This is a genomic window from Mycobacterium sp. NGS58 (assembly GCF_059812385.1).
In genome coordinates this window covers 108,335-120,828 of record NZ_JCALCO010000008.1, presented here as the reverse complement: position 1 = coordinate 120,828, position 12,494 = coordinate 108,335, and the positions used below count along the sequence as shown (strand labels likewise).

Below are 12,494 nucleotides of genomic sequence, written 5' to 3'. Positions count from 1 at the left end.
GGTTGCGGGTGCCGGAGAGCATTTGGTCCAGCAGACCGGCCGATCTGTACGGCCGGCGCGACCACGACCGCTTCGGGTCGTTGCTGTGGGGCGTGCGGGCGGTGTTCGAGGGATTCGCCACGGTGTCGCGGTGGTCGCCCGGGCGGGTGAAGCCGGTGCAGCGGAGGCTGACCGCGGTGGTGACCAAACGCGAGATCGTCGCGCCGGACGTCGTCGCGTTGACCCTGGCCGATCCCGACGGCGGTTTGCTTCCGTCGTGGACGCCGGGCGGCCACATCGACGCGTTGTTGCCCTCGGGCCGGCGCCGGCAGTACTCGTTGTGCGGTGCGCCCGGACGGCGCACCGACTACCGCATCGCCGTGCGCCGGATCGCCGACGGCGGAGGCGGATCCATCGAGATGCACGAGAGCTTCGACGTCGGCGACCCGCTTCAGTTCGAAGGTCCGCGCAACGCGTTCTACCTCGGCACCGCCGAGCGGGAGGTGTTGTTCATCATCGGCGGCATCGGGGTGACGCCCATCCTGCCGATGATCCAGGTGGCCGCGCAGCGCGGTATCGATTGGCGCGCAATCTATACGGGTCGCAGCCGCGAGTACATGCCGCTGCTCGACGAGGTCGTGTCACTGGGGCCGGGCCGGGTGACGGTGTGGGCCGACGACGAGCACGGCCGCTTCGCCACCGTGGCCGAGCTACTCGACGGAGCGGGACCGGCCACCGCGGTTTACGTCTGCGGGCCGAGCGCCATGCTGGAGGCCGTCCGCATCGCCCGCAACGAGCACGCCGGCGCGCCTTTGCATTACGAGCGGTTCAGCCCGGCCCCCGTCGTCGACGGGGTGCCGTTCGAGTTGGAGCTCGCGCGATCACGGCAGGTGCTCGCGGTACCGGCGAATCGGACCGCGCTCGAGGTCATGCTCGACAGGGACCCGACCACCCCGTACTCCTGCCGGCAAGGATTCTGCGGAACGTGCCGGGTCAAAGTGCTTGCCGGACAAGTGGATCACCGCGGCCGCGCCGCGCCGGGGGACGACGGCATGCTGGTGTGTGTCTCGCGGGCCGACGGCGAGCGGATCGTCATCGACGCCTGAGGCGGTAGCCCAGGTGGGGTACCTTCACGCCGGGCCGCGGCTCCCAATCCATGGCGCGCCCGTCGAGGTGAAAGTCGTTCTTCTCGTAGAATCGTCGCGCGACGCCGTTGGCTTCCGCGCACCACAGCACGACGTCACCGCGCGCGTCCGAGTCCAGGACCTTCGCGAGCAGTAGGCCGCCGACGCCGTGGCGTTGGCTTGCCTGCGTGATGTAGAGCGCTTCGAGTTCGACTCGCTCGGGGTCGTCCGGGTCCGGGCCGAAGAGCGTCATGCCGAGGAGCCGCCCGCCGGCCTCGGCGATCCACATCCGCCAACCCGCGCGGCTGAGGTCTCGCGGATAGAGCAGCACGGCCCAGGTCTTCGGCGAGGTGAGCCCGTCGAGCACCGCGTCCGGCACTATCCCGCACCAGGATTGCCGCCACACCGAATAGTGCATCGCGGCCACATCGGCGAAGTCGATTGACGTGGCCTCGCGGATCGTGATGTCGGCCATCACGGCCGGGACTGCTCGAGGTAGGCGGCCAGAGCGTTGGTCAGGCCCCGGCGTGCCATGTCGAGGTCGGCATAGGAACCCAGCTGACGCTCTGAGACCAGCCCGCGCATCGCGCCGGGGATCAGGGCGGCGACCTCGCGGACCCGATCCGGGTCGACGGCGAGACCGGCGAAGGCGTGCTGGCAGGTCTCCAGCCAGCTTTTGCCCCAGGAAAACAGCTCCGCGGCGGTGCGCGGATAAAGCCGCTCGAGCTCGTCCGGGTCCCGCGGCAACGCGGCCCGCAGGTTTTCTATCGCACGTGAATCCGCGGACGCCAGGCCGCGGTAGAGCGTATCTACGATGGCCCCCACACGCTCGCGCAGCGGGGCGTCCGGCGAGACGGGCGTCGACAGCGTCGAGAACGTCTCCGCGCGCCGTTCGGCGGTGCGGTGCAGCACGGCGGCCCAGAACCCGTCGGTGTCGCCGAATTGGTATTGCACCGCGCCCCAGGTGGCGCCGATGTCTTTGGCGATGCGGTTGGCCGACACCGAGCCCGGCTCACCGGAAGCCAGCGATCGCAATGCCGCCTCGAGCATGCTTTCGCGGGTCGCATGGCCCCGCCGGTTCGGGCGCCGACCGTCCACGCCGGCCGCGCTGCTCTGACGGGTCATTCGCCGATCTTATCCATCGGCGCCGGACCGGATACACAGTTTCATAGAGGGTACTTTGATTTTGTGGCGCCGCGGCCTATATTCGTAGCCGAGGGAGGGCAGTTCACATGGCAGGGCTCGATGGCTAAGCCGCCGTTGTCGATGACACCGACCGGCTGGTTCCAGGTCGCCTGGTCCGACGAGATCGGCGTCGGCGACGTGCACAAGATGAAGTACTTCGGCCAGGATATGGTCGCCTGGCGCGCCGAATCCGGCGAACTCACGGTGATGAACGCCTACTGCGAGCACCTGGGCGCGCACCTGGGCTATGGCGGCAAGGTCGTCGGCGAGGTGCTGCAGTGCCCGTTCCACGGTTGGCAGTGGAGCCGGGAAGGCCGCAACGTCTGCATCCCGTACCAGGATCGGCCCAACCGCGGCCGCCGCATTCGCACCTATCCGGTGGTCGAGCGTAACGCGTCGGTGTACATCTGGCACGACCTGGACCGCCGCGAGCCCTACTTCGACGCCCCGGACGTGTTCGCCGCGTTCGAGGACGGCAGCAGCGCGGACGACTACTACCCGCAGCAGCGGCTGTATCGCGAAGCCCTGGAAATGCACCCGCAATACGTGCTCGAGAACGGGGTGGACTTCGCGCACTTCAAGTACGTGCACAGCACCCCGATCGTGCCGGTGTTCACCCGCCACGACTTCGGCGAGCCGGTGTCCTACGTCGACTTCACCATCACCTTCGAAGGCGACGACGGCCAAAAGATCGAGGACGTCAACAGCGGGGTGCAGGCCATCAACGGCGGTCTGGGCATCGCGGTAACCAAGAGCTGGGGCATGATCGACAACCGCACCATCTCGGCGATCACGCCGGTCGACGAGTTCACCTCCGATGTGCGCTTCATGGTCTACATCGGCCGGTCGCCGCACAAGGATCCGGACCGCGCCGCCGGCAGGGCGGACGAATTCGGGCGCGAGGTCATCCGCCAATTCGAGCAGGACATCGAGATCTGGCAGCACCAGCGCTATTCGGACCCGCCGGCGTTGGCCACCGACGAGTACGAAGGCTTCACCGCAATCCGCAAGTGGGCCAAGCAGTTCTATCCCGAGGCGTTCGCAGCGCAGGAAGGCCCAAGGCAATGAGTACAGCACCGGTTCGCGTCTTTCAGGTCGGAAGCGGAAACGTCGGCTCGGAGATGATCAAGCGGATCGCTACCCAGCCCGACATCGAACTTGTTGGCGTGCACTGCTATTCGCCGGAGAAGGTCGGCAAGGACACCGGAGAGTTCGCCGGACTGGCCCCCAACGGGGTCGCGTTTACCGGGACGGTCGAGGAGATCATCGCCGCCAAGCCGGACGTGCTGACGTTCCACGGCGTGTTCCCCGACGAGGACCTGTACTTACAAGTGCTTGAGGCGGGCATCAACATCGTCACCACCGCCGACTGGATCACCGGCTGGCACCGCGACAAGAACCACCCGCATCCGTCGGGCAAGCCGGTCAGCCAGCTGTTGGCCCAGGCCGCCGAGAAGGGCGGCGCCACGTTCTACGGAACCGGGATGAACCCGGGGCTGAACCAGATCCTGGGCGTCGTGTGCTCGGCCGACGTCGCCGACATCGAGAACGTCACCACCATCGAATCGGTCGACGTGTCCTGCCACCACTCCAAGGACACCTGGATCGAGGTGGGTTACGGCCAGCCGGTCGACGATCCCGAAATCCCCTCGAAGCTCGAGAAATACACCCGCGTCTTCGCCGACAGCGTGTACATGATGGCCGACTGCTTCGACCTGCTGCTCGACGAAGTCAAGTTCAGCTACGAGCTGGGCGCATGCACCAAGGACGTCGACCTCGGCTGGTACACGCTGCCCAAGGGTTCGCTGGGCGGTAACTACATCAAGTACCAGGGCATGGTCGACGGCGTGCCGCGGGTCGAGACGCACCTGGAATGGCAGATGACTCCGCACACCGACCCCAGCTGGAACATCAAGGGCTGCTACATCACTCAGATTCAGGGCGACCCCTGCATCTACAACAAGCACATGATCTTCCCCAAGCCCGGCGTCGACCTGTCCAACCCGGACAACTTCGCCTCGATCGGCATGACCGTCACCGGCATGCCCGCGCTGGCTTCCATCAAGTCGGTGGTCGCGGCGCCGCCTGGACTGATCACCAGCGCCGACCTACCGCTGCGCGGATTCGCCGGGCGGTTCCGGAAGTAGGCGAACGGGGGATGGTGAAAGTCGTTGGGGCGCGCGCCGCGGCCTAGCCGAGGCGCCGGTATCCGCTCGGTTCCGCGTTTTTCGTGGCGGCGCTGCGGGTAAACTCGCGTGGTGCGCGCAGGATGTGTAAGTGCCGCAGCCGCGGTCGCCGTGGCGGGTGCCGCATGCTCGTGTCCCACCGGTTCGGCCGACCCCATGTCGGAGAGTCCACCGTTCCCGATCGGTCAGATGGGCGTGCCCGTGCACGTGCGGGCGGCCGGCGGCGCGACCGCGGACATCACCGTCAACAGTGCAACGTGGTTACCGCCGGGTTGTACCTCCCATTTTGCGAGTCCGACGCCTGGCTCCGCATGCAACGTGGTGGAACTGACTATCACCGCGACGTCCCACCCGTTCTTCCAGTTCGACCAGAACCATATGTTCGCCGGATACGGCCGCGGCAATCAGCCATGGACGCATCCCGACGATCCGCCCCAGCCGGCAACGTTAGCGGTCGACTACCGGAGGCTCGACAAGATGCCCCCGCTGATATCGGGTGGCCTTCACGACGGGCAGACCGCGCATGGGTTCGTCGGCTTCGCCATGCCGACGGGAGGCGACCTGTACATCACGATCAACGACCCCGCGCAACCCGCTCCGTACACCGAAGCGGGCCTGATCGTTCACACCTGATCGGCGCGCGAAACCCACGTTCGAGTTGTCATGACTCCACGCACGCCGTGGCGCAGAATCGACCCGGTCTAGGGTGAACACCATGCGGGTAGGAGTGCTGGGAGCCAAGGGCAAGGTCGGATCGGCGATGGTCGCGGGCGTGCAGGCCGCCGAGGATCTGACCCTGTCGGCCGAAGTGGACGCCGGCGATCCGATGGGCCTGCTGACCGAGGGCAACACCGAGGTCGTCATCGACTTCACCCACCCCGACGTCGTGATGGACAATCTGAAGTTCGTCATCGACAACGGAATTCACGCCGTCGTGGGGACCACGGGCTTCACCGCCGAGCGGCTGCGGCAGGTGCAGGACTGGCTTGCCGGCAGCCAGCGCACGTCGGTGTTGATCGCACCGAATTTCGCAATCGGGGCGGTGCTTTCGATGCACTTTGCCAAGCAGGCAGCGCCCTTCTTCGACTCGGCCGAGGTGATCGAGCTGCATCACCCGCATAAGGCCGACGCTCCGTCGGGCACCGCGACGCGGACCGCGAAACTCATCGCAGAATCGCGAATGGGCTTGCCGCCCAACCCCGATGCCACCAGCACGAGCCTGCCGGGCGCGCGTGGCGCCGACGTCGACGGGATTCCGGTGCACTCGGTGCGGCTGGCCGGGCTGGTCGCCCATCAGGAGATCCTGTTCGGTACCGAGGGGGAGACGCTCACCATCCGGCACGACAGCATCGACCGCACGTCTTTCGTGCCCGGTGTGCTGCTCGCCGTGCGTCGGATCAAGGAACACCCAGGCCTGACGGTGGGTCTCGAGGCCCTGCTCAACCTGCAATGAGCGACACGGCCCGGGTGGTGCGCACCCAATTGCTCGTCGCCTTCATGTGCGTCGCGCTGTTGGTGTATTTCGCGCTGCTGGGGCGCGTGGCCGTCGCGATGATCGGCTCCGGCCGCGCGGCCGCTGTCGGCCTCGGGCTGGCTGTGCTGATCCTGCCCGTGATCGGGCTGTGGGCGATGATCGCCACCCTGCGCGCCGGGTTCGCGCACCAGAGGCTGGCTCGGCTGATCGCGGCCGACGGAATGGAACTGGACACCAGCGCGCTGCCACGCAGGCCGTCGGGACGCATCCGGCGCGACGCGGCCGACGAACTGTTCGCCACGGTGCGGACCGAAGTCGAGGACCACCCCGACGACTGGCGGCGCTGGTACCGGCTGGCCCGCGCCTACGACTACGCGGGGGATCGCCGCCGCGCCCGCGAGGCCATGAAGACGGCTGTCACCCTGCAGGGCCGCGCGTGAACGAAACACCGCGCAAGACGCTGCTGATCGTGCACCACACGCCGTCGCCGCACACCCACGAGATGTTCGAGGCCGTGGTCTCCGGCGCGACCGACCCCGACATCGAGGGCGTCGAGGTGCTGCGGCGCCCGGCGCTGACGGTCTCGCCGGCCGAGATGCTGGCCGCCGACGGCTACCTCTTGGGCACCCCCGCAAACCTGGGCTACATCTCGGGTGCCCTCAAGCACGCGTTCGACTGCGCCTACTACCAACTGCTCGACTCGACCCGGGGGCGGCCGTTCGGGCTGTACCTGCACGGCAACGAAGGCACCGAGGGCGCCGAGCGTGCCGTCGACACCATCACCACTGGGTTGGGATGGTCCAAAGCCGCAGCGACCGTGATTGTTTCGGGCAAACCCGGCAAGGAAGAGCTGCAAGCGTGCTGGGAACTCGGGGCGACGGTCGCCGCCCAGCTGATGGAGTGACGCCCGGCTAGGTGTAGGTCGGTTTGAAGGCGTCGGCCGGTTGAGCCAGCGCCAACGCCGAGGTCGTGCCGATCGGTCCGTGCTGGTCGAACAGGGTCGCGGCACCGGTGGCCACCCCGGCCGCGCCGTAGTGGCTCTGGGCGGCCAGGCCGAGGAATTCGCCGTCGGGCAGCCGGCTCGCGGTGACGGTGTAGTCGGCGTTGATGTAGCGCAATCCACCGGTGCCCCAATGGGTGAGCGAACTGGTGATGTCACCGACGAAGGCGAGGCGGGTGAACGGCGTCAGCGGGTGCCCGTGCACCATCGGGCGAAACAGTCGCACCCAGGCGAACTTCTGGGAGTGGGTCTGCTCCCATTCGCCCGCGGCGATTCCCGGACTGCCCTGCAGCGTCGCACCATACCCCCAGATGAGAAACGGCATCTCCGCTGCGAAGCCGTCCGAGGACGTCGGAAGCGGCGGCATCTGGGCCGGCGCTGACCACACCTGCCCCTCGGGATGATCACCGCGGCGCAGGAACAGCGCGCTGGCCCGCGCGACGACGGCGCCGTTCTGGACCAGGCTGCCGTCGACCAGTTTGATGCGCCGGCCCTCGCGCTGCACCGAGGTCTGGATCTGCACCGGCTCCATCAGCGCCGGGCGCAACAAGTCAACCGTGAAGCGGGCGGGCTGCAGGTCCGGATCGACACCGGATTGCTCTATGCCCCAACCCAACAGGCCCCCGACGATCTGGCCACCCATCGCCGAGCCCCACGGGCCCTGCGTCATCTGGCCCGGAACATAGGAGTCGCCGTCTACAGTGAAGAACGCCTCGGGCATGATGGCGGAATCCTCGATCGTCACCGCTATCACGATAGGACACCGGATTAGTAAGGACCGGGCATGCTGTGATCGAAATTCCGCGCGACCGCAACCCGTTTCCGATGACCGGCGTGTCCCGCGGCCGCGACGGCATTCCGCGCTTCGACGAGTTACCCGCCACCCTGCTGGACATGCTCACCGAACAGGTCGACGCCCGCCCGGACGCCGAGGCCCTGGTCGAACTGGGCGGCGGGCGGCTGACATACCGGCAGCTCTGGGATCGTGCGGCGCGAGTCGCCGGCGGGCTGCGCGCGGGCGGCCTGCAGCCGGGCGAGCGCGTCGCGGTGCGTTGCCCCGCCGGGATCGACTGGGCGCTGGCGTTCTGGGGCACCGTGATGGCCGGTGGCGTTGTGGTGGCGGTCAATACGCGGTCGGCTCAACCCGAGGTCGAGTTCGTCCTGTCCGACTCCGGTGCGCGGGTGGATCTGGCGCCCGACGCCGCGCTACCCGACGGGCGGCCCTACGTCACCGAGCAACTCGGCCGCACCGACACGGCCGCCCTGTTCTACACGTCGGGCACCACCGGCCACCCCAAGGGTGTGCCGACCACGCACGAGGCGTTCCTGACCAACACCGAGAACGCGATCCGCTGTCTGCAACAGCCGCGGGATCTCGGCGAAGCAATGCGCACGCTCATCTCGGTGCCGCTGTTTCATGTGACGGGTTGCAACACCCAGCTGCTGGCCGCCGCCCGGCTCGGGGGAGCCTCGGTGATCATGCCCGCGCTGAACCTGGACGCGTTGCTCGCCACGATGGCCGCGGAGCGCGTGTCGGTCATGGTCACGGTCCCGGCCATCTACTCGTTGTTGTTGCGGCACAGTGAGTTTGCCGCGCATGACGTGTCGAACGTGCGGTGGGTGGGCTACGGCGGTGCGCCGATCGCCCCGTCGCTGGTGCGGTCGGTGAAGAAGGCGTTCCCGTACGCCACGGTGTTCAACGGCTACGGCATGACGGAGACGGCGTCGCTGATGACCGTGCTGCCCGACAGCGAGGCCGTCGAGCACGCCGACTCCGTCGGTTACGCGGTCCCGTCGGTGGACCTCGGGGTGGTCCCGTTCGGAGACGACCCGAGTGTGGGGGAGTTGGTGGCGCGGGGCGCCAATGTGACCACCGGCTACTGGAATCGGCCGGAGGCCACCGCCACGACCTTCGCGGACGGTTGGCTGCACACCGGCGACGTGGCGCGCGTCGACGACGCGGGCCGGGTGCACATCGTCGACCGGCTCAAGGACATCATCAACCGCGGTGGCGAGAACGTCTCCAGTGTCGAGGTGGAGGCCGTGCTGCTGGCGGCGCCCCACGTGGCCGACGCCTGCGTGCTCGGGGTCCCCGACGACGTGATGGGGGAGAAGGTGGGGGCGGTGTTGTTCGGCGGCGGCGACGAGATCGACGTGCCGGAGGTGCTCGACCACTGCCGCGGCCAGCTGGCCGATTTCAAAGTCCCCCAATACGTCACGGTGGTTGACGCCGCGCTGCCGCGCAATGCCGGCGGCAAACTGCTCAAGGCCAGACTGCGCGAGCAGGTCCGGTGGGGAGGGCCGCTGCGATGAGCACGAGCCTGCTGGTCGCCAACCGCGGCGAGATCGCCCTTCGAATCATCCGCACCGCAACAGAATTGGGTATGCGCACGATCGCGGTCTATGCCGAGGACGATGCGGAGAGCCCGCATGTGCACGCGGCCGACGAGGCGATCGGCTTACCGGGCGCCGGCCCACGCGCCTACCTGGACCAGTCCGCGGTGCTGGCCGCGGCGAAAGGCTCCGGTGCGGATCTGATTCATCCCGGTTACGGATTCCTCAGTGAGAACGCCGCATTCGCCGACGCATGCGCGACGGGCGGATACGCGTTCGTGGGTCCCGACGCCCGAGTGCTCGAACTGCTGGGCAACAAGACGTCGGCCCGCGGCGCCGCGATCGCCGCCGGGGTGCCGGTGCTGCCGGCGACCGAGGGGCCCAGCAGCATCGAGGACATCAGGGCGTTCTTCGCCGAGCGGGGCGGCGGCATCATGATCAAGGCCCTCGCCGGCGGCGGCGGGCGCGGAATGCGCAAGGTGCACAACGCCGATCAGCTCGACGACGCCTACCAGCGCTGCGCCGCCGAGGCGCAGCTGGGCTTCGGCGATCCCGCGCTGTTCGCCGAGGCGCTGCTCACCGGCGCGCGCCACATCGAGGTGCAGGTCGTCGCCGCGCCGGCCGGGCATCAGACGCACGCACGAGCGGTCGGCGACCGCGACTGCAGTATCCAGCGGCGCTACCAGAAGCTCATCGAAATCGCTCCCGCTCAAGGTCTTTCGGATGACCTGCGCCGGGCGCTGCACCAGGCGGCGGTGCGACTGTGCGCCCGGGTGGGCCTGCGCGGTCTGGCCACGGTCGAATTCCTGGTCACCGGCGAGCAGTTCGTCTTCCTCGAAGTCAACCCACGCATCCAGGTCGAGCACACCGTCACCGAGGAGACCACCGGCCTCGACCTGGTGGCCGTCCAGCTGGCCATCGCCGGCGGCGCATCGTTCTACCAGCTGGGGCTGGCGTCCGGAATCGCCTCCGACGGCCTGGAAGTCATCGGCGAGCCCGCCGCCCGCCACGGCATCGCCATTCAAGCCAGGGTCAACACGGAGACCTTCGGGCCCGACTTCTCCGTCGTTCCCTCGGCCGGCACGCTCACGGTGTTCTCCCCGCCCAGCGGTCCAGGCGTGCGCGTCGACACCTATGGCCGGGCCGGTTTGGCGATAAGCCCCCAGTACGATTCGCTGCTGGCCAAGCTCATCGTCGATGTGCACGGGTCGTCCTGGCGGGCCGCGGTACGCAAGGCCCGCACCGCCCTGGCCGAGTTCGGCATCGAGGGCGTCCACACCAACATCGGATTCCTGCGCGAGCTGCTGGGCGATGATCGGATCGAGTCGGGTTGGGTGACCACGAGTTTCATCGACGAGAAGCTGCCCGCATTAGCCCAGGCGGCGCTGTCTCGCCAGCAAGAGACGCGCGTGGCCGCGGTCGAGCTCTATCCCGGCGAGGACGTTCTGCGCGCGCAGCTGGCCGGCACCGTGATCGAGGTGGCGCCCGAGGGAGCCGAATGCGCCGCGGGCGCCCAGCTGGTCGTCCTCGAGGCGATGAAGATGCAGCACGTGCTCGTCGCGCCGGACGCGCTGCGGACCGTCCGGATCCTGGTCACACCCGGGCAGGTGGTCGGTACCGGAGACCCGCTGCTGGTCTTCACCCGCGCGGCGGGCGCCGGTGATGGCGAGTCCATTTCGGCCGCAACGGATCTCGACCGGCAGCGGCGGGATCTCGACGAGGTGGTGCACCGGCATTCCCTGACCCTCGACGAGGGCCGCGAGGCCGCGGTCACCAAGCGGCACAACCAAGGCCGGCGCACCGCGCGGGAGAACATCGCCGACCTCGTCGATCCCGGCAGCTTCGTCGAATACGGCGCGCTGGTCATTGCCGCGCAGCGCAGCCGGCGCTCGGAGGAGGACCTGATCGCCAACACCCCCGCCGACGGCCTGGTCGCCGGCCTGGCCACCATCGGCGCGGACCGGTTCGGCCGGGCAGCGGCGCAGGCCGTCGTGGTGTCCTATGACTACACGGTGCTGGCCGGCACACAGGGCATGCGCAACCACGCCAAGACCGACCGCGTGTTCGACCTCGCCGCGCGAAAGCGGTTGCCGGTGGTGCTGTTCGCCGAGGGCGGCGGGGGGCGGCCGGGGGACACCGACGTCGGCGGCGCCGCCGGGCTGGACGTCCCGACCTTCCGGATGCTGGCGGGACTGAGCGGGACAGTGCCGCTGGTGTCGGTCGTGTCGGGCCGGTGCTTCGCCGGCAACGCGGCGCTGGCCGGGGTGTGCGACGTCATCATCGCAACGCCGGACGCCAACATCGGGATGGGCGGGCCGGCGATGATCGAGGGCGGCGGGCTCGGGGTGTATCCGCCCGAGGCGATCGGGCCGATCGGCGTGCAGCGCCGCAACGGCGTGGTCAGCCTGGTCGCCCGCGATGAAAAGCATGCGGTCGCACTGGCCAAGCAATACCTGTCGTACTTTCAGGGCCCCGTAAGCGACTGGGCAGCGCCGGACCCGCGGCTGGCCCGGCATGTGGTGCCGCAGAACCGGTTACGCGCCTACGACGTGCACCGGGCGATCGAAGCGATCGTCGACGTCGGATCGGTGCTCGAGCTGCGGGGAGACTACGGCGTGGGCATCGTCACCGCGCTGGTGCGCGTTGAAGGTGTGCCCTACGGGCTCATCGCCAACAGCACCCATCACCTCGGTGGCGCGATCGATGCCGAGGCCGCCGACAAGACCGGCGACTTCCTGACCTTGTGCGAATCGTTCGGGCTGCCGGTGGTCTCGCTGTGCGACACCCCGGGCTTCATGGTCGGGCCCGAGGCGGAGAAGGACGCGGCGGTTCGCCGTTTCGGCCGGATGTTCGTCCTGGGTGCGCGGCTGACGGTGCCCTTGGGAATGATCATCTTGCGCAAGGGATATGGGCTCGGTGCGATGGCGATGGCCGGCGGCTCGTTCCGCGCACCGCAGTTCACCGTCGCCTGGCCGACCGGCGAGATCGGCGGCATGGGCCTGGAAGGCGCGGTGCGGCTTGGGTTCAGCAAGGAGCTGGCCGCAGTCGACGACCCGGCCGAACGGCAAGGCCTGTTCGATCGCCTGGTGGCCGCGGCCTACGAGCACGGCAAGGCGCTGCGATCGGCCACCACGTTCGAGCTGGACGACGTCATAGACCCAGCAGCCTCCCGGGCCTGGATCACCAGGCTCGCGGGAGGCTGACGGGTCTGA

The 12,494-nt window shown here is 68.5% G+C and carries 12 protein-coding genes; 9 read left to right on the top strand and 3 right to left on the bottom strand.

Annotated elements, in window-relative coordinates:
- Positions 1-8 precede the first annotated feature (8 nt).
- Entirely contained in the window at positions 9-1,085 is a 1,077-nt protein-coding gene (locus AC5Y4H_RS10270; RefSeq protein WP_499981085.1) for a PDR/VanB family oxidoreductase, read from the top strand.
- On the opposite strand, the gene AC5Y4H_RS10265 is transcribed toward AC5Y4H_RS10270, so the two are convergent.
- Together AC5Y4H_RS10265 and AC5Y4H_RS10260 are read right to left on the bottom strand one after the other, a co-directional pair.
- On the bottom strand, positions 1,072-1,578 hold the full coding sequence (locus tag AC5Y4H_RS10265) for a GNAT family N-acetyltransferase (protein WP_499981084.1): 507 nt from the start codon (positions 1,576-1,578) through the stop codon (positions 1,072-1,074). The two genes, AC5Y4H_RS10270 and AC5Y4H_RS10265, sit on opposite strands and share 14 nt — an antisense overlap.
- Positions 1,578-2,228, bottom strand: a complete 651-nt coding sequence (locus AC5Y4H_RS10260; protein WP_499981082.1) for a TetR/AcrR family transcriptional regulator — start codon at positions 2,226-2,228, stop codon at positions 1,578-1,580. The genes AC5Y4H_RS10265 and AC5Y4H_RS10260 overlap by 1 nt, the downstream gene beginning before the upstream one ends.
- A 120-nt stretch (positions 2,229-2,348) precedes the next feature.
- Between AC5Y4H_RS10260 and AC5Y4H_RS10255 the strand changes: the two genes are divergently transcribed.
- The 6 genes from AC5Y4H_RS10255 to AC5Y4H_RS10230 all read left to right on the top strand — a co-directional run bounded on the left by AC5Y4H_RS10255 (position 2,349) and on the right by AC5Y4H_RS10230 (position 6,852).
- Positions 2,349-3,356 carry an aromatic ring-hydroxylating dioxygenase subunit alpha gene (locus AC5Y4H_RS10255; RefSeq protein WP_499981080.1) on the top strand — a complete coding sequence of 336 codons (1,008 nt, stop codon included), beginning with the start codon at positions 2,349-2,351 and terminating at the stop codon, positions 3,354-3,356.
- Positions 3,353-4,435, top strand: a complete 1,083-nt coding sequence (locus AC5Y4H_RS10250) for an NAD(P)H-dependent amine dehydrogenase family protein (RefSeq protein ID WP_499981075.1) — start codon at positions 3,353-3,355, stop codon at positions 4,433-4,435. Before AC5Y4H_RS10255 ends, AC5Y4H_RS10250 begins: the two co-directional genes overlap by 4 nt.
- A gap of 111 nt (positions 4,436-4,546) precedes the next feature.
- Complete coding sequence (locus AC5Y4H_RS10245) at positions 4,547-5,107, top strand: hypothetical protein (protein ID WP_499981073.1); 561 nt, start codon at positions 4,547-4,549, stop codon at positions 5,105-5,107.
- Positions 5,108-5,189: 82 nt separating this feature from the next.
- Complete coding sequence (gene dapB / locus AC5Y4H_RS10240; RefSeq protein ID WP_499981072.1) at positions 5,190-5,927, top strand: 4-hydroxy-tetrahydrodipicolinate reductase; 738 nt, start codon at positions 5,190-5,192, stop codon at positions 5,925-5,927.
- The gene (locus AC5Y4H_RS10235; protein ID WP_499981070.1) at positions 5,924-6,388 is read left to right on the top strand and encodes a hypothetical protein; all 465 of its coding nucleotides are present in this window, start codon (positions 5,924-5,926) and stop codon (positions 6,386-6,388) included. The genes dapB and AC5Y4H_RS10235 overlap by 4 nt, the downstream gene beginning before the upstream one ends.
- A 62-nt stretch (positions 6,389-6,450) precedes the next feature.
- Complete coding sequence (locus AC5Y4H_RS10230) at positions 6,451-6,852, top strand: flavodoxin family protein (RefSeq protein WP_499981256.1); 402 nt, start codon at positions 6,451-6,453, stop codon at positions 6,850-6,852.
- Positions 6,853-6,859: 7 nt separating this feature from the next.
- On the opposite strand, the gene AC5Y4H_RS10225 is transcribed toward AC5Y4H_RS10230, so the two are convergent.
- Entirely contained in the window at positions 6,860-7,693 is an 834-nt protein-coding gene (locus AC5Y4H_RS10225) for an acyl-CoA thioesterase domain-containing protein (RefSeq protein WP_499981068.1), read from the bottom strand.
- A gap of 44 nt (positions 7,694-7,737) precedes the next feature.
- Here AC5Y4H_RS10225 and AC5Y4H_RS10220 point away from each other — a divergent pair, with 44 nt between their 5' ends.
- Both AC5Y4H_RS10220 and AC5Y4H_RS10215 read left to right on the top strand, forming a co-directional pair.
- Positions 7,738-9,261: a class I adenylate-forming enzyme family protein gene (locus AC5Y4H_RS10220; RefSeq protein ID WP_499981066.1), complete on the top strand. Its 1,524-nt coding sequence runs from the start codon at positions 7,738-7,740 to the stop codon at positions 9,259-9,261.
- Positions 9,258-12,485 carry a carboxyl transferase domain-containing protein gene (locus AC5Y4H_RS10215; RefSeq protein WP_499981062.1) on the top strand — a complete coding sequence of 1,076 codons (3,228 nt, stop codon included), beginning with the start codon at positions 9,258-9,260 and terminating at the stop codon, positions 12,483-12,485. Before AC5Y4H_RS10220 ends, AC5Y4H_RS10215 begins: the two co-directional genes overlap by 4 nt.
- Positions 12,486-12,494: the final 9 nt, after the last annotated feature.

Excerpts from the sequence above, each read along its gene's own strand:
- AC5Y4H_RS10265 (WP_499981084.1), bottom strand. The coding sequence starts at position 1,578 with ATGGCCGACATCACGATCCGCGAGGCCACGTCAATCGACTTCGCCGAT.
- AC5Y4H_RS10260 (WP_499981082.1), bottom strand. The coding sequence starts at position 2,228 with ATGACCCGTCAGAGCAGCGCGGCCGGCGTGGACGGTCGGCGCCCGAAC.
- AC5Y4H_RS10255 (WP_499981080.1), top strand. The coding sequence starts at position 2,349 with ATGGCTAAGCCGCCGTTGTCGATGACACCGACCGGCTGGTTCCAGGTC.
- AC5Y4H_RS10250 (WP_499981075.1), top strand. The coding sequence starts at position 3,353 with ATGAGTACAGCACCGGTTCGCGTCTTTCAGGTCGGAAGCGGAAACGTC.
- dapB (WP_499981072.1), top strand. The coding sequence starts at position 5,190 with ATGCGGGTAGGAGTGCTGGGAGCCAAGGGCAAGGTCGGATCGGCGATG.
- AC5Y4H_RS10235 (WP_499981070.1), top strand. The coding sequence starts at position 5,924 with ATGAGCGACACGGCCCGGGTGGTGCGCACCCAATTGCTCGTCGCCTTC.
- AC5Y4H_RS10230 (WP_499981256.1), top strand. The coding sequence starts at position 6,451 with ATGTTCGAGGCCGTGGTCTCCGGCGCGACCGACCCCGACATCGAGGGC.
- AC5Y4H_RS10215 (WP_499981062.1), top strand. The coding sequence starts at position 9,258 with ATGAGCACGAGCCTGCTGGTCGCCAACCGCGGCGAGATCGCCCTTCGA.